Origin of the sequence: Gracilimonas sediminicola (assembly GCF_024320785.1) — a bacterium.
Taxonomy (GTDB): Bacteria; Bacteroidota; Rhodothermia; order Balneolales; family Balneolaceae; genus Gracilimonas; species Gracilimonas sediminicola.
In genome coordinates this window covers 650,302-673,364 of the sequence record NZ_JANDBC010000001.1, presented here as the reverse complement: position 1 = coordinate 673,364, position 23,063 = coordinate 650,302, and the positions used below count along the sequence as shown (strand labels likewise).

Below are 23,063 nucleotides of genomic sequence, written 5' to 3'. Positions count from 1 at the left end.
TACCAATTTCGTATCAAGGAATTGATACTAGGAAGCAATCTGATGAGCTAATTTTAGTAATCTATCTTGCTCTTTTAGCTTTTCAAGTTCGGAGGTGACCCGTTCAAATAAAGGTAGGTATTTACGTCCCTCACTAACGACTAATTCTGCAACAATACGTTGGCATTTCTCTGCCAGTTCCAGTGTTATATCTTCATCTTTAAGAGGCGTGCCCCGTTGAGGTATATCTTTGAGTTTATAAATCATTTTAAAATTAAGCTACCTTGTACTAAATACATCTATTTCTACTTAAAACACTTACCAATCTCATTGGATTACTGGTTTTTGAAATTAATAATATCCTCTGGAAGACTGATAACTATGATAGAAGCTACTGATCAACCCAATTAGTGGAATTGAGTTTTGCTCTTAAAGGAGTAGCTACAAATCTGGGAGCTTTCTTAATGTATTTTTTTGCTTCAAGTAAACCGTCTGGTTTGAGACTATTTAAGTGTTTAATTGCATTTTCAACAGAGAAAGTCTCTTCGTTATTACTTTCTTCTGCAAAATTAGATGGTAGGTCTGTCCATACTACAGTTGCAATGTTTTTATGCTCAGCCCAATCTTGGATCTTTTCAGCAACCTTTGGGTATTTAAATCTCTTTTCGTATCGATCTTTTAGGTCTATTACACCAATTCTATTTATTGAGGTGCCTTCACGTTTACGTAGGTCTTCCACACAATCTTTAATTTTCTCACGCTTGCTAATGATATATGAGGTTTTTATTTTCGATCCATTATCGGGGTCAATAACGAGTGTTAGTGCTTTTTTTCGAGATGAAGAAACTCTTGAAAACTCAATGGGGAGTTTGGGCCCATCCTCTATCCAGGTGCCTATAATCTGTTCTGATAGTTCACGAGGCTCATAAATAAGAGAGCCCCAACCTAGTATCACAATTCTATCATTCATTTTTTTGCCTTTCTTACTTACTTAAAAGCGTGTCAATTTTTACTACAGCTTATCAATCAATGCATCCCGCATTTCTTTGTTCTTGTCAGGATCACTTTTAATCAATTTAGCGATGTTAAGGAGCTTCCATTTTATCCCCGGAAGATCTTTTAATCGCTCATGGGGAAATAGGTCCCATTTCGGCTCACCATCAACAAAACTCATCAGAAGTTCTTTATCACTATCTGTCAGGGATGCCTGAACTTCCTTTACAAGGCGAACACGGGTACTCTCAAAATCATCATAACTAAATTCAACATCCGTCATGCCCTCAAACTGACTTTCAAAAGCTTCTTTTTGATCTTTAAAATTTGGAGCAATAACCTCATGGACTGGTCGGCCATGGCTGAGCAGGGCAGATAGAAATCCATATTTGATTGTCTCTGTAATACCTTCGTTTTCTAGTAAATAATGGACATCGAATAAATCTCTTGGATGTTGACGGTCTAAAGCAGCGCAAATCTTTCCACCGAATAATTCTGCTTTAGACACAACAGTCATCTCAGCGAACTTTCCAAAGCTGTCCTGGACGGTCTCCGATAGCTGCATGGGTTGTGTATCATATAAGTGTCCCCGCAAAACCGTATTCACTTCAATTTTAATTTGGGCTCTATCTTTTTGGACGGTTAGTTTTGCAACACCACCATTGCTGTCAGCCACCTCATTAACCGTTGCATCTGGTATTGATGTCTCAATAGCATCTTTAATACGTTTTAAAGCCTCTGTTATATTTTGAAGAGCCTTATTACGATCATCAAAAGGCAAATACGTCAGGTCAATATCAACCGACAACCGGGGAAGGTCACGGATGAATAAATTGATGGCTGTTCCACCTTTTAAGGCAAAGCACTTTTCTTGATCGACATAGGGAAGAACGTCAATCAACAGATCAACTTGGTATTTGTATTTTGATTCAAGCATAATCGACTAACTCCTGTGGTAGGGTCAGGCCATACTTTGAAACATATTTACCTTGTGAAACGATTGTACGATCACCGGAGCCAACATCTATCTTATCCGTCTTCAAATGCTTTAAGACTGGTAAATTTGCCTTCTCTGCCATATAGAGAAAAAGCCGTTTAACCTTTATTGAGTTACAGTTTTCTAAAAGCTCTTGAACCAAAGACGGGCGGAGTGTCTGTAATCCTTCTATGATCTGATACACTTCAACTAGATCCAGTTGCTTAGGGGTGAGGTAGAGTGCTTCAAGTATGGCTCTTTCTGTGGATGATACCTTTAATTCAAAACCGTTTATCTCCAACTCTCTTATACCCATAGCCAAGGGTAGAAAATTTGTTGTGACATGGTTCGGCTCTTTAGACCAATGATATTTCCGAAACCACGTCGGAAGCTTTTCTTGGTGATTGGAAAACAGAAAGAGTGTTTTCTCATTCAGCCGGAGATAATGGCTTACCCCATGTTGATCGAGTGCTGAGACACCACCTATATGTATGGCGAGTTCTAACTGCTTTTGTAAGGCATAGACTGCGCCATATACACTGACCTGTTCATTTGTTCTTCTATAGGCACCTCTACCAACAGAGCTTATCCAGCCACCTTGCTTATACTTTTGTACAAGCTGTCTGGATATACCAAGCTCTTTCAGCCATGTGGATGTGGCCACCATGCCGCTAGGCCAATTGTCAACGAGTGACATTATCTTTTTGTCATTTTGTAAACTCATAGTTTACTTATATCATAATTTTTAATGAAAAGCCACTCCAAAGAGGTCTTCAACATAAACGAATAGTCTGAATATCATTATTTTTAGTCTGAAAAGTAAACTTATAGTTTACTTATGCAATAAATTTTAATGAAAAGAGGGCTGTTGAATACACCCTACAGCCAACGCCAAAAGAATGTGTATCTCTGCATTTTTATCTTACAAAGTGACTGTTTAGTAAAAGAACCTAATTACCCCAAACTTTATCTATTCCTTTTCTGGAAGAATTTTGAACAGCTTTATACTGGCTCATTGTCATTCCGGTTACTTGCTTAAATTGGCGTGAGAGATGCTGTAAGTTTTTATAGCCTAAGTAATAAGCAATCTGACTAAAATTTTTGTCATCATAGCTTATCATCTCTGTTGCTTTTTCAATTTTCAAATTGATAAAAAACCGTTCAATGGTTTGACCATGTATGGCAGAAAACGTTTTGGAAATTTGAGAGTAGTTTTTGGCTATTTGTTTCCCCAAATACTCTGATAAGCTTAGATCTTCATCAATCTCATTTTTAAGTAAATCCAGAAGGGCATGTTTAATATCTTCAATCAACTGTTCTTCACGGCTACTGACCAATTCAAACTTAAGCTTGTTTAGCGCAGTACTTATTTTTTCGTAAGAAGGTGGCTTATTAGGGAGTTTTATCTTTGCAGATCCCAGTTCAACATCTAATACTTCAAGTCCTATATCTTGTAGCTGTGATTCGACCATCATACAGCATCTCTCACAGACCATATTTTTAATTCTTAACTCTACTGTTTCCATATGTGTAGCATTCCGACTTATTTTATTTCTCACAAGCTTATCAAATTATGAGAATATTTTATCTAATTTTTTCTCAATATCTCCATATATGACAAAATAAAGGTCTTTTACTAGAATCGAGTCAATGAATTTACGGTTTGCTCTGAACCTGATTACATTTAACTCTAAAAAACCATATTATTTGATGTGGACAAAAAAACCTTCATATCAAGCTCTCGTTTTTACAACAAAATTATTGTTGTGGTCATTGGTATGTTATTTTTAATTGGATCATCAGGGACAATTCAAAAAATATGTCTCGATATGTCCATGCCTAATCCTATATCACAGCACAGCGAGATGCCGGATTGCCCTACAAAACATGGGGATAAGCAGTTGCCGGATGATCTCAGGGATCATTGTGATTCAATGATTAATTGTGATTGTTCTTTTGAGGTCAACTCTATAAAAGAACAGACTGTTTTAATATCAAAAGTCGAAATTTCACAACCTGATCTAGTCGTTGTTGAAATTTTAATTACAGACCAAACCGACAAAGATTTTTACTCTTACTTACATCCCGAATTTTATTCGTCACCGCCTCTCTTTTTGACGAATGAGACCTTTCTGATTTAGGAAAAGTTACCTCATACCCCTTATGAGGTACAATTATTTAACGTTGCTCAAAGCACTTACACGGTGCAAACTATACAAATCAGAGTAACGATTATCACTTTGCGCTCGAAATAGTAATACGTAGCGCAGAAAACCATGTGAGCCTAAATCGAATAAATAGATGTTAAACAAAACAATAAGATTTTTTCTTGAAAATAAATTGGTGGCAGTTTTGCTACTCACTCTGCTTGTTGGGTGGGGTTTATCAACAGCGCCATTTGATTGGAATCTTAATTCAATTCCCAGAGACCCAGTTCCCGTTGATGCTATTCCTGATTTAGGTGAAAACCAACAAATCGTTTTCACAGAATGGCCAGGACGCTCTCCTCAGGATGTTGAGGATCAGATTACCTATCCGCTCACAACAGAATTATTAACAGTTCCGGGTATTAAAACCATCCGAAGCAGTTCGATGATTGGGACATCCAGTATTTATGTGATCTTTGAAGAGGATGTCGATTTTTATTGGAGCCGCTCACGTATTCTCGAAAAACTAAATGCTTTGCCTGCCGGAACACTTCCCGCTGATGCAAAACCAACACTAGGCCCTGATGCTACCGGGCTTGGACAAATTTTTTGGTACACTTTGGAAGGGCGAGATAAAGAGGGAAACCCGGCAGCTGGATGGGACCCTCAGGAACTCAGAAGTATTCAAGACTTTTATGTTGAATATGGGCTTTCCGGCGCTGAAGGCGTTGCGGAGGTTTCCTCCATCGGCGGGTTTATTCAAGAATATCAGATTGAGCTTAATCCAAACTCCATGAAGGTCTATGGTGTGACGCTTCCTCAGGTCTTTAATGCCGTGAAAAAGAGTAATAGTGAGGTCGGTGCCAGAACAGTGGAACTCAATAACGCTGAATATCTGGTCAGAGGTTTAGGATATATCAAAGAGCTTGAGGATTTAGAACAAGCTGTTGTTAAAGTCAGCGATAATACTCCGATTAGAATTCAGGATGTTGGATTTGTAACGAGAGGCCCAGGCCTGCGACGAGGCCTGCTTGATAAAGGAGGGGCGGAAGCAGTCGGAGGGGTTGTGGTTGCCCGACAAGGTGCAAACCCGATGCAGGTTATCAATAACGTTAAAGCTAAGATAAAAGAAATATCGCCTGGGTTACCATCAAAAACGTTACAGGATGGCACTGTTTCTAAAGTAGAAGTAGTCCCCTTTTACGACAGAGGTGAACTGATTCAAGAAACATTGGGCACACTAGAAGAGGCACTCACCCTACAAATTCTGATAACTATAATTGTCATTGTGGTCATGGTTCTCAACTTGAGAACATCATTACTGATATCAGCGATGTTACCGATAGCCGTTCTGATGTCTTTTATTGCTATGCGCTATTTTAATGTCGATGCCAATATTGTTGCTCTGTCCGGTATTGCGATTGCGATTGGTACTATTGTGGATATGGGCGTTATTCTTTCTGAAAATATGCTTCGGCACATGGAAGAGATGGACGATGATGAATCCCTATTAGAGGTAATCTACAATGCTACCACCGAAGTTGCTTCAGCCGTTCTTACAGCCGTAACAACAACGATTGTAAGCTTTCTTCCAGTCTTTACGATGGTTGCATCAGAAGGAAAACTGTTTAAGCCGCTCGCTTATACTAAAACATTTGCCCTGGTCGCCTCCATTATTATTGCTATTACACTCATTCCGCCATTTGCTCACTGGCTGTTCTCCATCAAAGTTGATAAGCGAAAGGTTAAACTGGGTTGGAATGCGTTGCTTATTCTTACAGGCATTCTGTCTTTATCCTTTGTTACACCTTGGCTTGGATTGGCTTTGATCGGTTTTGGGCTCATAAACGGTGGTCGTCTATTCGTTTCACATGCACATCAACAGCGCATGACCTATCTCAATAATGTGCTTACGGTGGCTATTGTTACATGGCTCTTGACCAAATACTGGTTACCGTTTGGGCCAAGCGTCTCATTGACCGGAAACCTTATCTTTGTAGTCGGTCTCATTGTTATCATCTTAGCTTTCTTTTGGTTTGTAATCAGATACTACGCCCAACTTATACGTTGGTGTCTGGAACATAAAAAATCATTCCTTGCGCTGCCGACCAGTTTGGTCATCTTTGGCGTTGTTGCTTGGCTCGGCTTTAACTCCACCTTTGGTTTTGTGGCAAAAGGATTTGATAAAGTAGGGGTTAATATTAGAACGACGTCTGTATGGTCATCAGCCACCCATGCGTTTCCCGGTTTTGGTAAAGAGTTTATGCCAGCCCTTGATGAAGGCGCCTTCTTACTCATGCCAACGACACTTCCTCATGCGGGTATTGAAGAGGTCAAAGATATCGTGCAAAAACTCGATATGCGCGTGAGTTCCATTCCTGAAGTAAAAATAGCTGTTGGTAAAAGTGGTCGTACCAACTCAGCGCTTGATCCGGCTCCCATCTCCATGTTTGAAAATCTCATTCAGTATAAATCTGAATATAAAACTGATGAAAACGGTCGTCGTGTTCGATTCAAAGTGGATAATGATGGCACGTACGTCAGAGATGATAAGGGAGAGCTTATACCTGATGCAGGTGGAGAATACTACCGTCAATGGCGGGATCATATTCAATCAACCGATGATATCTGGGAAGAAATTGTCAAAGCAACACGTATTCCAGGGACAACATCCGCCCCTAAATTACAGCCCATACAAACTCGTCAAGTCATGCTGCAATCAGGTATGCGAGCACCAATGGGTATCAAAGTTAAAGGTCCCGATCTTCAAACCATTGACCGCTTTGCTCTGCAACTTGAGGAAAAGCTTCAAGGAGCGCCGGGTGTTAAAAGTCAATCAGTATTTGCCGACCGCATCGTGGGTAAACCATACCTTGAAATCAACTGGAATAGAAAACAGCTAGCCCGCTACGGATTAAATATCCAAGATGTTCAAGAGTTCATTGCTGTCGGTATCGGTGGTATGCCGCTCACAACAACCGTGGAAGGCAGAGAACGCTATCCGGTACGTGTCAGATTTGGCCGGGAATTCAGGGATGATCCCCAAAAGATTGCTGAAATGCTTGTGCCAACCAATACAGGAGCAGAAGTTCCTCTTGGTCAATTGGCCAGTATTGATTACCGTCAAGGTGCCCAATCCATTAAAAGTGAAGATACCTTCCTCGTCAGCTATGTCATCTTTGATAAAGTCGATGGTATGGCGGAAGTTGAAGTGGTTGAAGGGGTTCGGGCATATCTTGAGAGCCAAATTGATGACGGAAACCTTGTTGTTCCTTCATCAGTGAGCTATGAATTTGCCGGAAGCTATGAAAACCAAGTCAGAGCTGAAAAAAGACTATCCATCATCTTGCCCATAGCGCTTTTCCTGATTTTCCTCATCATGTATTTCCAGTTCAAATCAACCGCCACCACAGGCATGATCTTTACAAGCATATTTGTGGCTTGGGCAGGCGGATTTATACTGATTTGGCTCTACGGACAACCATGGTTTATGGACTTTTCCATCTTCGGTCAAAATATGCGTGAGTTATTCCAGATGGGCACCATCAATCTGAGTGTTGCTGTCTGGGTCGGCTTTATCGCTTTGTTCGGAATAGCCTCAGACGGGGGCGTGGTTATGGCAACCTACCTTGACCAACTTTTCGATAAAAGAAAGCCAAAAACCATAGAAGAGGTTCGTGAAACCGTAGTAGAGGCAAGCTCCAGAAGAATACGCCCGACCCTCATGACCACGGCCACGACTATTTTGGCTCTTATTCCTGTGCTAACATCAACAGGACGAGGTGCAGATATTATGGTGCCCATGGCTATTCCTAGTGTTGGAGGTATGCTGTTTCAAGTCATAACCCTATTTGTTGTTCCAGTGCTTTATGCTATCTGGAAAGAATTTCAACTCAATAAGAGTCTACCATCATGAGATATAATCAAATTGTAACATCAATCATTACCAGTTTTGCTCTGGCACTTATCATACTGATACCAGAAGTATCACATGGTCAGTCGCTAGATGAGTACCTCATCATAGCTGGGGAAAACAACCCCACTTTAAAGACTGAGTTTACAAAATACCGTGCATCTTTGGAGCAAGTGCCACAGGTAACGGCACTGCCTGACCCGGATTTATCTTTTGGATATTTCATCTCACCCATTGAAACCAGAGTTGGACCGCAACAAAGCCGTATCGGTCTTAACCAAATGTTCCCATGGTTCGGTACGCTCTCGGCCAAAGGCGATGTCGCTACTGAGCTTGCTAAATCTCAATTCGAAGTATTTGAAGAAGCACGCAATAAGCTCTTTTTCCAAGTGAAACAGCAGTGGTATAAACTTTATTTACTACATCAGTCTATCGACATTCTTGAAGAAAATATCGACATCCTGCAAACCTTTGAAAATCTCTCTTTACAACGCTATGAGACAGGTCAAGTCAGTCAGGTTGATGTATTAAGGGTACAAATTGAAAAAGAAGATCTGCAAGTCCAGTTAGAGCTTTTGAAAGATCAACTCAAAACAAATGAGATTGCTTTCAATGAACTTCTTAACCAAGATAAGAGTAGCCCAGTCAAGGTCTCTGATAGATTAGCATTAACACCATTTACAGTAAATGAAGTGGAGCTTTCACAACAGATACTCTCGAGAAATCCAAGATTGTCAAAACTTGATTATCAAGCACTGTCTGCACAACGATCAATTGATGTTGCTCAAAAAAGCGGAATGCCAAAATTTGGTGTCGGCTTCGACTATATCTTTACCGATGAAAGAACCGATATGAACCCCTCCGGTAACGGTGATGATGCTTTTATGGTCAAATTAGGTGTAAAAATTCCTTTATGGAGAGGGAAATACCAAGCCCAAGAAAAACAGGCCAAACTGAATTACAGATCTATCCAAGATCAACAACAAGCCGTTGAAAACAGTCTTAAAACAGATTTAGAAAAAGCCCTGACAGATTTAAAAGACGCAGAAAGACGTAATAAACTCTACAAAGATATTCAGATCAGGAGAGCTCGCCAGGCAATAGATATTCTTCTAGAAGAATACACCTCATCCTCTGCCGATTTTGAAGAACTACTCAGACTTCAACAAAAACTACTCAAGTTTCAATTGGCTCAGGAGCAATCTATCGCCGATCAAAACACGGCTGTGGCTTATCTGGAGTATTTATCCGGCTCTTACAACACCACGCCCGAACAAATGAATGTTAAAAACTAAGCAAGGTCATCATGAATAATAAATTTGATATTAAAAGTATTGCAAAAATAGCCGGTCTTATACTCATCGGATTGAGCCTTGGCTGGTTGCTTTTTGGTGGAGCCCCAGACCAACCTCAATCTCTCGATGAACATATCGAACAAGTGCATACCGATGAAGAAGGGAATGTCATCTACACATGTAGCATGCACCCAAGTATCCGTGAAAATGAACCGGGTAACTGCCCAATTTGTGGTATGGAACTTATCCCCGTCTCAGAAGATGGAGCCGGAGAAGAAAGCCCCTATGAACTTACAATGTCTGAGGCAGCGACTAAACTAGCCGATGTTCAAACATCTAAAGTGATTAAAGATGTTGCCGTTACTTCACATCTTCTTCCCGGAAAAGTCATGGTCGATGAACGACGCCTTAAAACCTTACCCGCTCATGTGCCCGGACGTATTGAAGAACTCTATATCAATTTTACAGGTGAGTATATCTCACAAGGTGAACGTGTGGCCTCTATTTATTCTCCTGAACTCGTCAGTGCTCAAAAAGAACTGCTTGAAGTTGCAAAAGATAAAGAGCGCAACCCATCTCTCTATAAAGCAGCTCGTAATAAACTGCTCAATTGGGACATTACCGAGGCACAGATCAATCAGATTGAAGCATCCCAAACAGTTATGAACAATGTCGATATCATTTCCAAGGTGAATGGTTATGTCATCAACAAAATGATCGAGGTGGGCAGTCATGTTCAACAAGGCTCAACCATGTTCAAGTTGGCCGACCTGTCTAAAGTCTGGGTCATGTTTGATGCCTATGAAAGTGATGTCGCAAATATCAAAGTAGGAGATAATGTCTCTTTTACAGTTGAAGCCTTACCCGGAGAACAATTTAGCGCCAAAATCACATTCGTTGATCCCGTCTTAAATGCCCAGTCCCGAACAGTCTCTGTCAGAGCAGAAGCTGAAAACAGTGATTTATTACTAAAACCCAATATGCTTACACAAGGGCGTATTCGGTCTGATTTAAGCTCCCGAGGTGAACAAATTCTTGTTCCAAAATCGGCCGTACTTTGGACGGGCGAACGCTCTGTGGTTTACGTCAAAAAACCGAATACCACTCAGCCCACCTTTGAATTTAGAGAAGTTGTCCTCGGTCAGCGTGTTGGCGATCAATATATCGTGAAATCAGGGCTTTCAGAGGGAGAAGAAGTTGTCACCAACGGTACGTTTAAAATTGACAGTGCTGCTCAACTGGCAGGTAAAGCCAGTATGATGAACAAAACCCCGGACGGGCGCCCGGTCAGAACAGGCCATGAAGGTCACACTATGGAGGGTTCTGGGAATGGTTCTGATGAGGGCTCAATGTCCTCTATGAGTTCATCTAGCCAAAGAACACAAAGCTCAAATATCAATGCGCCACAAGCATTTAAATCCCAAGTTGCGCAATTGGTTGCAAGCTACATTGACTTTAAAAATGCACTTGTAAGTTCTAAGCCTGATTTAGCAGGTGAAGAAGTAAACAGCATGCAATACGATCTAAAACAAGTCGATATGAGCTTGTTGGACGGACAGGGGCACATGATTTGGATGAACCAACTGGACTCTCTACAAACAGCGCTTACTCAACTGGTTAATACTCAAGATTTGGCTAAACAACGAGAGCAATTGATGGATCTATCCAATGTCATGCTCAATGTTGTCAAAACATTCCAAATAGAAGGGGTGTACTACCAACAGTTTTGTCCAATGGCAAGCAATGGTAAGGGAGCTTACTGGCTCAGTGAAAAAGAGACCATCAATAATCCATATTTCGGAGAACAGATGATCTCTTGCGGAGAAACTATAGAAAGAATTGAAAACCAATAATCAAGGAGAGACACAATGAAAACACTACTTACACTCATACTTACAACGGTGATAAGTATTCCGGCATTTGCACAAGACCATAGCAATCATTCTCACAATGAACATTTAAACACACTTGTGAGCGAGTACGTAAAAATCAAAGAGGCTTTGGTAAAAGATGATTTTGAACAAGCAAAAAAATATCTGGCTGCTTTCACCTTAGAAGCAAAAACCAATGATGACATGAATAGTCATCATTCTCATGCAGACAAACACATCTCTCATCACAATAAAATGGCGGACGCACTCAATCAAGCCGAGTCAGCCCAATCAATTTCTCAGCTGCGAGACGCCTTCGATGAAATCAGCATAGAGTTACTTTCAGCAATTGAAAATCAAGACTACAAACAACAAACGATCTATGTACAGTTTTGTTCAATGGCTAATAAGGGAGAAGGGTCCAAATGGCTCAGCACGAAAAAAACTATTGAAAATCCCTATTACGGTCAATCTATGCTTGGCTGTGGGGACATTATCAAAACCATCCAATAAATAGAGTCAACAACCATGGAACACGAACATAATCACGAGCACCATAGTCATAACAATGACCACAGCGAACACATGTCTCATAAAGACATGAAACATGATAAATCAAATGGTCACGATCATCATGACCATCATGCACACATGGCCCAAGATTTTATAAAACGGTTTTGGATATCTCTGGCTTTAAGTTTGCCGATTATAGCCCTTTCACCTATGATCCAAGAGTTTCTGGGCTTACGGGATGTACTATCATTTTCAGGTGATCTTTACGTCTCTTTTGTGCTCTCTAGTATTGTCTTCTTTTATGGTGGATGGCCGTTCTTAACGGGATTAATTGACGAGCTTAAGAAAAAGCAACCGGGGATGATGACGTTAATCGCCATTGCCATTAGTGTGGCATATCTATACAGCACTCTGGTTGTTTTTGTCGTGGAGGGAAAAATATTCTTCTGGGAGCTTGTCACTCTGGTCGATATCATGCTGATTGGACATTATATCGAAATGAAATCGGTCATGAGTGCGTCCAAAGCTTTGGAAGAGCTTGCCAAGCTCATGCCCTCTGAAGCACACTTGGTTCAAGATGACGGCTCAACCAAAGATGTTGCATTAAAAGAACTTAAATCCGGGGATCGGGTCCTTATCAAACCCGGTGAAAAAATCCCTGCTGATGGCGTTGTTATAAAGGGAAATAGCTCCGTTAATGAATCGTTGATGACCGGAGAGTCCAAACCTGTCTCTAAAAGTAAGGATGATGAAGTGATAGGTGGCTCACTCAATGGTGAAGGATCACTGACCATTGAGATCAATCGTACCGGTAAGGATTCATTCTTATCCCAAGTGATTGATCTGGTAAAGCAAGCCCAAGACAGTAAATCCAAAACCCAAGATCTGGCCAACCGTGCCGCTTTTTGGCTCACCATAATTGCTCTTGGAGCAGGATTTTTGACATTTTTCGTTTGGACAGCCTTTACAACAGAAGATTTTGTTTTTGCGTTGGAAAGAACAGTAACGGTGATGGTGATTGCCTGCCCTCATGCTCTCGGATTAGCTGTGCCGTTGGTTGTTGCCGTATCAACCAATTTAGCCGCTCAAAATGGATTTTTAATCCGTAACCGAACAGCTTTTGAAGAGGCAAGAAAACTTGGCGCAGTTATTTTTGATAAGACCGGAACACTCACCAAGGGTGTGTTCGAAGTCACTGATATCGTGAACTATACCAATGATTATGAAGATGAACGCCTGCTTCAATTGGCAGCCTCTTTAGAGCAAAATTCTGAACACCCCATTGCTCAAGGCATTGTAAAAGCCAGTGATGAATCATTGGAAATTGAGGACTTTAACTCCATTACCGGAAAAGGGATTGAAGGCAAAGTGGATGGGCTATCCATCAAAGTTGTCAGTCCAGGCTATTTAGAAGAACAAGACATAGAACAACCCGATGACCAGTATCAAAGCTTATCCTCTCAAGGTAAAACGGTCGTCTTTATCATCATTGAAAACAACCTTGTCGGTGCGATAGCTCTTGGTGATACCATCAGAGAAGACTCCAAGACAGCTATTAAACAACTTCATGAGATGGGAATCCAATGCATTATGCTCACCGGGGATAACAAACAAACGGCCGCTTATGTCGCCAAAGAGCTAGGTCTGGATGACTACTTTGCCGAAGTTCTGCCTAACGAGAAAGCCGACAAAATTAAAGAGGTGCAATCCCGAGGCCTTAAAGTTGCCATGACCGGAGACGGTGTGAATGATGCACCCGCTCTTGCTCAGGCCGATGTCGGAATTGCTATTGGTGCAGGATCAGATGTAGCTGTAGAAACGGGCGATATTATCCTCACAAAAAGCAACCCTAAAGATGTAGCTGCACTCGTTGCACTTGCGAAATTGACCTATAAGAAAATGGTTCAAAATCTATGGTGGGCAACAGGATATAACGCTTTAGCCATTCCGTTGGCTGCCGGGGTTTTATATGCCTATGGCATTATCCTAAACCCGGCACTTGGCGCAGGGTTGATGTCGTTGAGCACCGTAATTGTCGCCTTTAATGCACGTCTTTTAAAACTGCAAGATTAACTTAAATAGAAAGGTTATGAAACTTATCAAAGCCTATATACGCCCAATATTACTTGAAGATGTCTACAAATCTCTCCGGGCAGCTGGACATTGTTGTATCACGGTCTTTAAAGGTGAAGGGGCCGGACAATACTCCGACCCAGATAAAGAACATGGCTCGTTGGAATTTCCTGCCATGCATTCTAAAGTGACAAAAATTGAAATTGCAGCTCAGGAAACTTCCGTTCAACCCATTATAGAGACTATACAGCAATCCGCTTCAACCGGATCATCTGGAGACGGAATTATTTTTGTCTCGCCCATTGAATATGCACTTCGCATTCGGGACGGGAAAGAGGGCGCAGAGATACTTTTATAAATAAAAATATGAGGACAATAAAAAATTATGAGTGAATTTATTCAACTTTATGGAGAGTCTACAAAGACAGCCTTGGGGTTTTTCTGGAAATCAGGCTGGGCTTTTATCTTAGGGTATTTCGTATCCGGGATGATTCAAGCCTTCGTGCCTAAAGGGAAAATGACCAAATATATGGGTGATGCGGACTTCAAAAGCATTTCATTATCTACATTATTTGGTTCGGCCAGCTCCTCATGCTCTTTTGCAGCTTTGGCAGCAGCCCGATCACTTGTTAAAAAAGGTGCTCATTTTGTAGCAGCCGTCGCTTTTATGTTTGCTTCCACCAATCTGGTCATTGAATTGGGCATTCTAATTATGATTTTCTTGGGATGGCAATTCCTGCTTGCCGAGATTATTGGTGGATTGGTTCTTATCCTCATCAGTAGTATTCTCATTAAGCTGACCTATCCTCAAAAATGGATTCATCACGCACGGGAGAAATTGGAAGATGAAGATGAGGCTATGTCAGACGATTTTAACTGGAAAGAGCGCATCACCAGTAAAAAGGGATGGCATCTGGTTGGTCAAAAATTTGTTAATGACTGGAAAATGGCATGGGAAGATATCCTGATCGGCTTTACCATTGCGGGTTTTGTCGCTGTTCTCGTACCGGAAAGTTTTTGGTCAAGCTTATTTTTGGTTGATGCAACAGGTATTCCCGATTGGTTGGTCACCTTAGAAAATGCTTTAGTCGCACCTTTCGTCGCCGGAGCCACATTCATTGGTTCTATGGGGAATATTCCACTCGCTACAGTTCTCAATGAAAACGGTGTTCTATTTGCCGGGATCATGGGCTTTATCTATTCCGATCTAATGGTACCGCCACTGGTTCATATCAATGCCAAATACTATGGTTGGAAGGTGGCTCTTTACATTGCAGGAATTATGTTCGTCAGTATTGTGGCAACTGCACTTATCCTTAACGCAGGTTTTAGCTTCTTCGGTATTATTCCCGACTCAGCAAAAGCCGTCCAAGATGTCACACAATTTAAAATCGACTACACTTTCTGGATGAATATGGTCTTTCTATTTGTAACGGGGGGCATGATCTATCTCTATAAGCAACATAAGAAACATCATGGCTCAGGCATGGATATGCAAATGGACGGTGGTGGGAAGATTAAAAAAGCAGCCGTTACTCTCTTTATTCTCATCAATGTAGTCGGAATTCTCGCCTTCGGCTACTCAACTCTTATAAACTAGGTCTTACCATGAATGAATTATTTGATTACGCCCCCAATATTCATCCTATGATTGTTCATTTTCCTATAGCCATACTCATACTGGCTATTGGGTTGAACCTCATCGCTTTTTTTCTTCCTGAAAAATGGTGGGATGAGAAAAAGACAACATTACTTTATGTCCTTGGTTCACTATCAGCCATTATCACCTATTTCACAGGCCAATCAGCAGCAGATAGTGTTTTTCTACCAACGCAAGCACAGTCAGTGCTCACAAATCATGCTGATTGGGCATTATACACTGTTCTGTTTTTCTCTATCTACTCTTGCTGTCGCCTTATTTTGCATTGGGTTGATAAAATGAAACAAAGCGCCACACCAATGCTGATGTTTCTTCTAGCTCTGCCAGGTCTATTTCTTCTCTTCCAAACCGGAGAGCATGGAGCAACTATGGTCTATGGTTACGGAGTAGGAACCGGACAGTACCTAGAAGAGGCTGAGAAATCAAATCCTGAGCCAACTGTGGCCACCCAAGATACGAGTATCACGTCAACTTTTATCAAGAAAGAAAATGGAGACTGGATATGGGATATGAGCGCCAGTGCGGTGAATGATCTTGAAGAAAACTTCCATTGGATTAAGGGGGATATCGACCAGTTAAATCCTACTGTCTCAATAGAAAACAATACAACGTATCTGACTATTACTGCTCAACAAGAAATTGATAATCTGTTCGTAACGCATTCTACGTATCAAAACATCCAACTTGATGTTTATATTGATATCACATCTTTTAATGGCGAGATACAACTTGTCCATCACCTTCAAGATGACCAAAACTATGACTTTGTAACGCTTACATCCAACGGCGAGATTGTGCAAGGGCGAATTGAGAACGGCCAAACCGAAATCTTTGCTGATAAGGCATATCAAAACGATGATTTAAAATTTATCAGAGCCGTTGGCGATGGCACCCATTTTAGAGGTTATATCAATAAAGAAATGGCGGTGCACGGACATGGTGATACACCTGAAAAGGGTAATGTCGGTCTGAGAATTAAAGGAAGCGGTACAATCAAAATTCAAAACATAGAATTTTCTCAACTCTAAATAATAAACACATGAAAAAGATACCATTATTACTCATCATACTCGTTTCAACATCAATGACAGTCTTGGCTCAAGACAGTTCACAAAACGCAGCCATCAAAAAAACACTTAACGATTTTAAGACAGCTATCATTACAAACGATACCGAAACAGCGTCCCAATTACTTCACGATGAGGTTGTGATCTTAGAAGGACAAGGAAGCGAGACCAAAGAGCAGTACTTATCTCACCATTTTCACTCTGACGGTCGTTTTTTAAGTGCAATTGAAAGAAAACAATTGTCACAAAAGATTAAAACCGAAGGCAATATAGCCTGGGTTACATCTCTAACAAAGATGACGGGAACCTATAATGACCGGGAAATTGATAGAACAAGCCTCGAGCTTGCTGTTTTAAAGCGTGAGAATGGCAAATGGATGATTGTAGCGGTGCATTGGTCATGACCTGTTAACAGCAATTTTTCTTCTTTTGAATTGGAGGACAGGGTACATCACCATAAGAACAAAACACACAGCAGTCACCCTGATTTGGTTTTATAACCGATTTACAACTGGGGCATTCCCAAAAAAATTGGCAAGCATCATCCGTCATTTTTAGTTCTCTTTTGATACCGCATGTGGGGCAGGTAATTGTGGATAGCAGAAGTATATCTTTCATATATGTATAGAATCTATCTCAGTTTTTTGCCTGTCTCACTATCACCTTCCAATGCTTCTAATATCGGACAATCCCCTTTGGGGCCTTGCCCCGAACAGGAATCAATGAGTTCAGTCAAAGTAGCTTTGATCCTTTTGAGATCTCTGATTTTTGATACCACATCCTGGTATTTTTCTTCCGCTTCGGTTTTAATTTGGGAACAGGTCGTTTCTTCATCCATTCGAAGGTCAAGCAGCTCCTGAATTTCATTTAATGTAAAGCCTAACTCTTGGGAGCGTTTTATAAACTTAATCTGGTCAATATGCCGTTGCGTGAAAATCCGATAACCGGAACGCCTGCGGTCAGGTTCAGGGATTAGCCCTCGTTTTTCATAGTAGCGAACCGTCTCTTTATTAACATCTGCACGACGTGCGACCTCTCCAATTTTAAAGGTCGTGATATCACTATATTTATTGTCTGGGGTATTCCACATAATTTGTCTTTCTTTATCCAATCACACTAAATTCAGGAGCTAATGTCACTCATTAAGCGTATAGGTTAATACATTTAATTTAGAGTTCGAATCTTCACCTATCTCACCAGAAACAACTATCGACTTTCCAATCATTTCATTGAGTTTATTAAATAATGAACTGTCATGATGAAGCAATAACTGACTTTGTTCAGAGACGTTCAGTACAAAACGGCCTTCGTTGTCTTTTCTTAATACACCTTTGGCTGTAATTTCGGCAGATTGAGGTTCGAACCCACTATCTTTAACAGCGTCTCTAATCACCGACAGAGTAAGGCTATTATTCTCGAGTAAGAAAATTTCGAGAAGCCCTTTATTCAAACTAACATTAGCCTTAGCAACGCCATCAAGTTTGTGTATCCGCTTTTCAAGGCCATAGGCGCATGGAGCACAGTCCATTCCAAATACTGTTTGCTCAACCTTTAGAAGCTGAGCATTTGCGGTAATTGGCAATGACAGAATGAGGGTAAGTAAAAGTAAAATGAGTTTTTTCATAAGAGCACCTTATTAAATGTTAGAACCAATAGGAGACAACAACAGACAAGCGATAATCTTCTCTATTGGCTCCGTTATTAAAATCGTTATATAGCGGAAACATAATTCCAGTCGAGACACCCCACTTTCCAAACAAGCCAAGTACACTTGGGCCGATCAGCGTTTTCATACCATCAGAACCAGATAAACTGTTGCCATTCAATTGACTGCTACCGACCCATTCTGTGACACTCTCAAGAAATACCCGCCAATCGGGTTTGGGATAATCATGCTGAAAAGTTGGTGGGCGGTAACCGATAACGCCAGTGATATATTTAATATCGCCAAGCTGGTCGCTTCCTCTCTTATCGTAGTATTGATAACCGCCACCGAGCCAAAAATAAAATGATCGTGAGGCATATCCCGTAACAAGTGCGGCGTTTACACTTGGGCCTACTTTTATACCACCTCTCTTGGTATCTGTGGGTATTGATCCGCCAAGCAAAACAGTTGATTCAAATCGTTTGCCAACACCAGGATATGTTTTAAAGAAGCGAAACAGGGCAGATAATTCCAAATCACCATAACTTCCCATCATCGTTCCCAAACGGCCATGAGGAGGGGCAGCAATTTTTCTTAAACTTGTTGGAATGGACAGATTTAGCTGAATATCTTCTGTTACCCCGTAATGCCAATTTTGGCGAAGCATCCATGCTTGTTTGTCATGTTTGGTTGACATAGCCATTGCATCAAAACTCAATTCGCCTTGTCCCAAGGTAGGTGTTGCCAGTGTAAAAACAGGGCCGTGACCACCCTGAGCATGTACAGGTGTTGATATAATAAACGCTATTATGAGTATAAAAGGAGTTGTTAGCTTTATCATAAACCCTCCAGTACTCTTAAGATGGGATAATATCCATAAGCAAAGAATGCCCCTATGGTTATCATAGTTACTGATAACCAAAAGAGTGCTTTGGTATATCTCCCAGCAACGTCACATCCTTGTCCACCTGTTATCGAGCAGGCAACCTTACCTTTTGGAAAAAAAATCAGGAGGCCACTTAAAGCAGTCATAATTCCGGCTATCAAAAAAATCCACTCTTTGTATTGAGAAAAAGATACCAACCACGGCATTGTCGAAATCATTGAGCTAACTGCAGCACCCCCTGCAACTGTTGCAACTAATGCAGGTATTGCACAACAAATTAAGGTTCCTGATGATGTAAAAAGAGCAAGGAACGATGAAAGGTTTTGTTGCCATTTATGATAAGCCATATTGAGTCTTGTTTTTATATTATGCCTTAATAATTGAAAGGGCACCTGAATTCGGTGCCCTTTCATTATGCTAATTCTTCTTTTCCATCGTTTTTCCACAACAACAGGTCGGGTTTTGATTGCCACTGCAAGAAGCCGGGGCTCCTTTGGTAACAGTAACTTCACAACCACAATTATCGTCTGGGCATTGATAAATTTCACCTTTTACAAATGGCATAATGTCTCCTTTTTTCTGTTCTGATTATTGCTCATCATCAATATAAGGGTTGTAGTATGGTACAGAGTCAAGTGGTGATATGAATTAATTCACAGACGATGCTCTTATCACTATTATCTCCTTAGTCTGTGCGTATTTTTTCAAGATCGACTCTGATAGTCCTTTTGTGCATTGGTTTCTCTGAATCGGGTCAATTTATCCAAATCGACTCCATGTCAATACGCTTGCCCGCTTAAACGTGTGGCTCATGACATCTCGTCTCTAATTTTGGATTGGTCATTTCTCGATTTCGAAACCAATAACAGAAAAGGAGTTTATTATGAAATCAGTCGATCAAACTAAAAAACCTACGCACACTATCTATACCGTATCCGGTGAAGGTGATAATGCCATCTGGAATAAAGTTGGCGTTGCTTGGACTCACAAAGATCAGAAAGGGTTAAATCAAAGTATTAGCCTACTTGGATTAGAAACCAAATTGGTTGTCCGTGAAAACAACAATAAACAGGAGAGAGCTTAGTGCTCTCTTCCTTTTTCAAGAAAGGATAAAACGATGAATACACCTTGTGTTTATGTAGCCTGTTTAGCCTCTTACAATAACGGCATACTTCATGGTTCATGGATTGATTGTGCAAATGATCCGGAGGATATCGAAACAGATATCCAAAAGATGCTAAAAGCCTCACCGATTGAAATGGCTGAAGAGTGGCAAATCCATGACTTTGAATATTTCTGTGGTTTTGATCCAAGTGGTTATCCGCCAGAGAAACTCAGCCAATTTGCACTGTTCATTGAAGAGCATGATATCCTTGGCGCAGAGCTTTTAGATATTCATGGTGATATTGATAAAGCGAAAGAGGTATTGGAAGACAACTATCTTGGTTGCTATGAAAGCCTCTCTGATTATGCAGAAGAGCTAACATCTGGATGCTATGATATTCCCCGATGCTTGGAATACTATATCGACTATGACTCTATGGCTCAAGACATGGAACTCAATGGTGAGTTTTATTCCATTCAAACAGAACATGATGAACATCATCTGTTCATCAATTAGATAAAAGCTCGGGAAACCGGGCTTTTTCTATGTGCGTAGTCAACTATGACGCTCTGTGACATATTTCGCATCTACCCACAAACAAAGGAGTGAAATATGTCTGATAATGGACAGAGTAAACAACCAACGCACAATGTCTTTTTTATAAAGGACAACAAAGACGGTGAGCAGTTCTGGCAAAAGGTCGGAGCCGCTTGGGAACACAAAGATGAAAAAGGTTTGACCCAGAAAATTGAATTCTTTGGATTCAATGTCGAATTGGTTGTGCGTGAAGCTGATGAACAAAGTAATAAGACTTCAAAATCAGTGAAAAGCCAAGAAATGAGACCGTGAGTTATTCACCAGAACATATTCTGAGAAACGCCAAGTTTTCTCAAAAACAGATCAAAGCCATTGTCCGAGTTATTGAGGCTCGGACTAATGGTCTTTTGGATAATGAAGATTTAGAAACTGCTCTGGCAAAGTTGGAAGTAAGAATTCTCAATAGAATTTATATGGCCTTTGCTGTTCAGATGGGGCTATTGATTACTTTAATTGTGGCTGTTTGAGAGAGGTTTAAGATCACGGTTTCTTTTAAAGCCTCTTTGTCGTGCCTCTTCATCAAGAAAGCGTTCAGTTTTTTCAACAATAAATTCGGAACGTTTTCTGTAATGACCAATAGTGCTTACACCTCTTGCTCTATCTCTTTGAATTTTTTCTCTTAGAGTAAGAGAGTCATTGTCTATTTGGCTACTATTTATCTGTTTTTGGGAGCTTAATTTTGGCTTCACTAACTCTTTCAGATTCTTAAAAAATTGATTTATTTGATTTCCTACAGACATTCGCTCAACAACCTTGGTATATATTTACATAGTTCATGCTAGTGCATCTATTAGCTGTATGTCACGAAAAAAATGAATTTTTATTAGGTGCTTACTTCCAATAAATTGAGATAGTAAATTTTCTATTATTATAAACTATGGCTGACTTTATTGAGTGGAATTCAAAAGAGCAGGAGGACCGAGATAGGGAGATATTATATTACAAATTCTTATCAAGTAGCTATTTCATCCTTATACCTGTTTTAGGTGTGTTTAAGGATATTATTGCTAATGATACAATATTGTTTTCTATATCCGCTGTGGTCGTTGGTTGCGGATTACTATGTCTATGGAGATCACAACAAGAAAAGGCGGATCACCCTTATTATTCAAGAAAAGCTTTTGAGTTTTACGTAGCCTTGAATGAAACTAGCCCAATCGAGCAGTATGACATTACTCCAGAAAAGTGGCGTGAAAATTTTACTCAAACAGCAACCACTTTAGAAGTCAGTTTAAAGCAGCTTTTTCAAAGTATCGACTCAGAACTTTATTCAAACATTTCCGTTTCAAGTAATCTAATGATTTATTACAGTTCGGAATTTTCAGAAGAAGATATATCAAGAATTTTAGAATACAGTAATGCTAAAGCTGATGAACCTTACAATCCAGTCAGTGGGGCTGACCATTACTCAGGTAAGGAGTCAATATTTGGAAGATTATTACTTGTTGGTCTGGGGGGATATGACCGACCAGAAGAATACAAATCAATATATCTGAATGTTGCAAAGAAGATCGAAAATGTTCTTCCTATTGCGCCTAAAATAGCATTTCAAATTATTAAAAATGGTTTTACAGTCAGAGATAATCTATTTAAATCTATCGGACATTATGCAAGATATTACTCAAACCTGAAAGATTTGGATCGTAATGCCTTTCATAAACGTTTTGATGATGTATCTATTAAAACAAAAGAATACGTCGAAGAAAACGATCATATTACCTTGTTTGATCCTCCATCAGAACGAGTAATTAACTATTTTAATGAAATAGGAGAAACAATAACTGGCATTATAAGTATTCCAATAATTGATAAAGACGAATTTATTGGAGTTTTAAATATTGAGTTAATTAAGGACGGCTTAGTAATTGACAAACGAGTTCGCAACTTTATCATATTTATTATGTGTAATATTTCATATGTGTTTGCCAACCATGCAATCATATATAAACGGATGATTGAAAGGAATCTTCTAAAATGCGAAGTAGAAAAAGAAGCAATTTCTTCGCATGTTTCCTCGAAACCGGAAGAAGAATTACCGAGCACTTCAAAACAAGAAGAAGAATGAAGAAGAATAGAAAAGAGTTAGAAAAACCTATTGATCCTGAGGAGCTTATTTTAACAGAGGAAGAAATTTCTGATCTATCAGACCTTCAAAAAGAAAGAAGATATGGTGCGGTTTTACCAGACGATCATATCTTGTTGCTTCAAAAGCATAGAAATGCAAAAAGGATTTTATACTATTTAGCAAATTTACATGGGAGTAAAATGCATTTGCCTAAAAGCTCTAATACAGGCAAAGGTAAGGTTTCAAAATTTATCAAAAGCTTTTTTCCTCAATAATAC

General features: G+C 40.1%; 27 protein-coding genes. 16 read left to right on the top strand and 11 right to left on the bottom strand.

Translation table 11 applies throughout. The features are described from left to right. Nucleotides 1-27: 27 nt before the first annotated feature. The 5 genes from NM125_RS03120 to NM125_RS03100 form a co-directional block, all read right to left on the bottom strand. A complete protein-coding gene (locus NM125_RS03120) occupies nt 28-246 on the bottom strand; it encodes a hypothetical protein (RefSeq protein WP_255132763.1) in 219 nt (72 codons plus the stop codon). 124 nt (nt 247-370) lie between these two features. Continuing rightward, the gene (locus NM125_RS03115) at nt 371-949 is read right to left on the bottom strand and encodes a hypothetical protein (RefSeq protein ID WP_255132760.1); all 579 of its coding nucleotides are present in this window, start codon (nt 947-949) and stop codon (nt 371-373) included. Between the two features lie 42 nt (nt 950-991). Continuing rightward, entirely contained in the window at nt 992-1,909 is a 918-nt protein-coding gene (locus tag NM125_RS03110) for a nucleotidyl transferase AbiEii/AbiGii toxin family protein (RefSeq protein WP_255132758.1), read from the bottom strand. Next, entirely contained in the window at nt 1,902-2,672 is a 771-nt protein-coding gene (locus NM125_RS03105) for a type IV toxin-antitoxin system AbiEi family antitoxin (protein ID WP_255132756.1), read from the bottom strand. Before NM125_RS03105 ends, NM125_RS03110 begins: the two co-directional genes overlap by 8 nt. Nucleotides 2,673-2,898: 226 nt before the next feature. Continuing rightward, nucleotides 2,899-3,474: an AraC family transcriptional regulator gene (locus NM125_RS03100; protein WP_255132754.1), complete on the bottom strand. Its 576-nt coding sequence runs from the start codon at nt 3,472-3,474 to the stop codon at nt 2,899-2,901. 186 nt (nt 3,475-3,660) lie between these two features. On the opposite strand from NM125_RS03100, the gene NM125_RS03095 reads away from it, so the two are divergent. From NM125_RS03095 to NM125_RS03050, 10 genes are all read left to right on the top strand, one after another. Then, nucleotides 3,661-4,089 carry a hypothetical protein gene (locus tag NM125_RS03095; protein ID WP_255132752.1) on the top strand — a complete coding sequence of 143 codons (429 nt, stop codon included), beginning with the start codon at nt 3,661-3,663 and terminating at the stop codon, nt 4,087-4,089. A 160-nt stretch (nt 4,090-4,249) separates the two neighbouring features. Further along, nucleotides 4,250-8,011 (top strand): efflux RND transporter permease subunit, encoded by a 3,762-nt coding sequence (locus NM125_RS03090; RefSeq protein ID WP_255132750.1) that lies wholly within the window; start codon nt 4,250-4,252, stop codon nt 8,009-8,011. Beyond that, nucleotides 8,008-9,303 (top strand): TolC family protein, encoded by a 1,296-nt coding sequence (locus NM125_RS03085; protein WP_255132749.1) that lies wholly within the window; start codon nt 8,008-8,010, stop codon nt 9,301-9,303. Before NM125_RS03090 ends, NM125_RS03085 begins: the two co-directional genes overlap by 4 nt. An 11-nt stretch (nt 9,304-9,314) precedes the next feature. Beyond that, complete coding sequence (locus NM125_RS03080) at nt 9,315-11,156, top strand: efflux RND transporter periplasmic adaptor subunit (protein WP_255132747.1); 1,842 nt, start codon at nt 9,315-9,317, stop codon at nt 11,154-11,156. Nucleotides 11,157-11,171: 15 nt separating this feature from the next. Beyond that, nucleotides 11,172-11,687, top strand: coding sequence for a DUF3347 domain-containing protein (locus tag NM125_RS03075; protein WP_255132745.1), 516 nt, complete (start codon nt 11,172-11,174; stop codon nt 11,685-11,687). 72 nt (nt 11,688-11,759) lie between these two features. Then, on the top strand, nt 11,760-13,760 hold the full coding sequence (locus NM125_RS03070; protein WP_255132744.1) for a copper-translocating P-type ATPase: 2,001 nt from the start codon (nt 11,760-11,762) through the stop codon (nt 13,758-13,760). Between the two features lie 16 nt (nt 13,761-13,776). After that, entirely contained in the window at nt 13,777-14,118 is a 342-nt protein-coding gene (locus tag NM125_RS03065; protein ID WP_255132742.1) for a P-II family nitrogen regulator, read from the top strand. 27 nt (nt 14,119-14,145) lie between these two features. After that, the gene (locus NM125_RS03060) at nt 14,146-15,360 is read left to right on the top strand and encodes a permease (RefSeq protein WP_255132739.1); all 1,215 of its coding nucleotides are present in this window, start codon (nt 14,146-14,148) and stop codon (nt 15,358-15,360) included. Nucleotides 15,361-15,368: 8 nt separating this feature from the next. Continuing rightward, nucleotides 15,369-16,448, top strand: a complete 1,080-nt coding sequence (locus NM125_RS03055) for a DUF2231 domain-containing protein (protein WP_255132737.1) — start codon at nt 15,369-15,371, stop codon at nt 16,446-16,448. Between the two features lie 11 nt (nt 16,449-16,459). Beyond that, nucleotides 16,460-16,891: a YybH family protein gene (locus tag NM125_RS03050; protein WP_255132735.1), complete on the top strand. Its 432-nt coding sequence runs from the start codon at nt 16,460-16,462 to the stop codon at nt 16,889-16,891. Between the two features lie 4 nt (nt 16,892-16,895). Here NM125_RS03050 and NM125_RS15860 read toward each other — a convergent pair whose 3' ends face one another. From NM125_RS15860 to NM125_RS03030, 5 genes are read right to left on the bottom strand one after another with little or no spacing between them, the layout of a single operon-like run. Next, nucleotides 16,896-17,105 (bottom strand): GDCCVxC domain-containing (seleno)protein, encoded by a 210-nt coding sequence (locus NM125_RS15860; RefSeq protein WP_284700145.1) that lies wholly within the window; start codon nt 17,103-17,105, stop codon nt 16,896-16,898. A gap of 13 nt (nt 17,106-17,118) precedes the next feature. Next, nucleotides 17,119-17,598 (bottom strand): MerR family transcriptional regulator, encoded by a 480-nt coding sequence (locus NM125_RS03045; RefSeq protein WP_255132733.1) that lies wholly within the window; start codon nt 17,596-17,598, stop codon nt 17,119-17,121. A gap of 24 nt (nt 17,599-17,622) precedes the next feature. After that, the gene (locus NM125_RS03040; protein ID WP_255132731.1) at nt 17,623-18,111 is read right to left on the bottom strand and encodes a heavy-metal-associated domain-containing protein; all 489 of its coding nucleotides are present in this window, start codon (nt 18,109-18,111) and stop codon (nt 17,623-17,625) included. Between the two features lie 19 nt (nt 18,112-18,130). Beyond that, nucleotides 18,131-18,973: a hypothetical protein gene (locus NM125_RS03035; protein ID WP_255132730.1), complete on the bottom strand. Its 843-nt coding sequence runs from the start codon at nt 18,971-18,973 to the stop codon at nt 18,131-18,133. Further along, entirely contained in the window at nt 18,970-19,365 is a 396-nt protein-coding gene (locus tag NM125_RS03030; protein ID WP_255132728.1) for a hypothetical protein, read from the bottom strand. The genes NM125_RS03035 and NM125_RS03030 overlap by 4 nt, the downstream gene beginning before the upstream one ends. Before the next feature lie 536 nt (nt 19,366-19,901). Between NM125_RS03030 and NM125_RS03025 the strand changes: the two genes are divergently transcribed. The 4 genes from NM125_RS03025 (at nt 19,902) to NM125_RS03010 (ending at nt 21,187) form a co-directional block, all read left to right on the top strand. Beyond that, nucleotides 19,902-20,102 carry a hypothetical protein gene (locus tag NM125_RS03025; protein WP_255132726.1) on the top strand — a complete coding sequence of 67 codons (201 nt, stop codon included), beginning with the start codon at nt 19,902-19,904 and terminating at the stop codon, nt 20,100-20,102. A 33-nt stretch (nt 20,103-20,135) separates the two neighbouring features. Further along, complete coding sequence (locus NM125_RS03020; protein WP_255132724.1) at nt 20,136-20,639, top strand: antirestriction protein ArdA; 504 nt, start codon at nt 20,136-20,138, stop codon at nt 20,637-20,639. A gap of 96 nt (nt 20,640-20,735) precedes the next feature. Then, on the top strand, nt 20,736-20,972 hold the full coding sequence (locus NM125_RS03015; RefSeq protein WP_255132723.1) for a hypothetical protein: 237 nt from the start codon (nt 20,736-20,738) through the stop codon (nt 20,970-20,972). Further along, the gene (locus NM125_RS03010) at nt 20,969-21,187 is read left to right on the top strand and encodes a hypothetical protein (RefSeq protein WP_255132721.1); all 219 of its coding nucleotides are present in this window, start codon (nt 20,969-20,971) and stop codon (nt 21,185-21,187) included. The genes NM125_RS03015 and NM125_RS03010 overlap by 4 nt, the downstream gene beginning before the upstream one ends. On the opposite strand, the gene NM125_RS03005 is transcribed toward NM125_RS03010, so the two are convergent. Further along, complete coding sequence (locus NM125_RS03005) at nt 21,170-21,460, bottom strand: hypothetical protein (RefSeq protein ID WP_255132719.1); 291 nt, start codon at nt 21,458-21,460, stop codon at nt 21,170-21,172. The two genes, NM125_RS03010 and NM125_RS03005, sit on opposite strands and share 18 nt — an antisense overlap. A 137-nt stretch (nt 21,461-21,597) precedes the next feature. Between NM125_RS03005 and NM125_RS03000 the strand changes: the two genes are divergently transcribed. Both NM125_RS03000 and NM125_RS02995 read left to right on the top strand, forming a co-directional pair. Beyond that, the gene (locus NM125_RS03000) at nt 21,598-22,785 is read left to right on the top strand and encodes a hypothetical protein (protein ID WP_255132717.1); all 1,188 of its coding nucleotides are present in this window, start codon (nt 21,598-21,600) and stop codon (nt 22,783-22,785) included. Further along, nucleotides 22,782-23,060, top strand: coding sequence for a hypothetical protein (locus NM125_RS02995; protein WP_255132716.1), 279 nt, complete (start codon nt 22,782-22,784; stop codon nt 23,058-23,060). The genes NM125_RS03000 and NM125_RS02995 overlap by 4 nt, the downstream gene beginning before the upstream one ends. Nucleotides 23,061-23,063 lie beyond the last annotated feature (3 nt).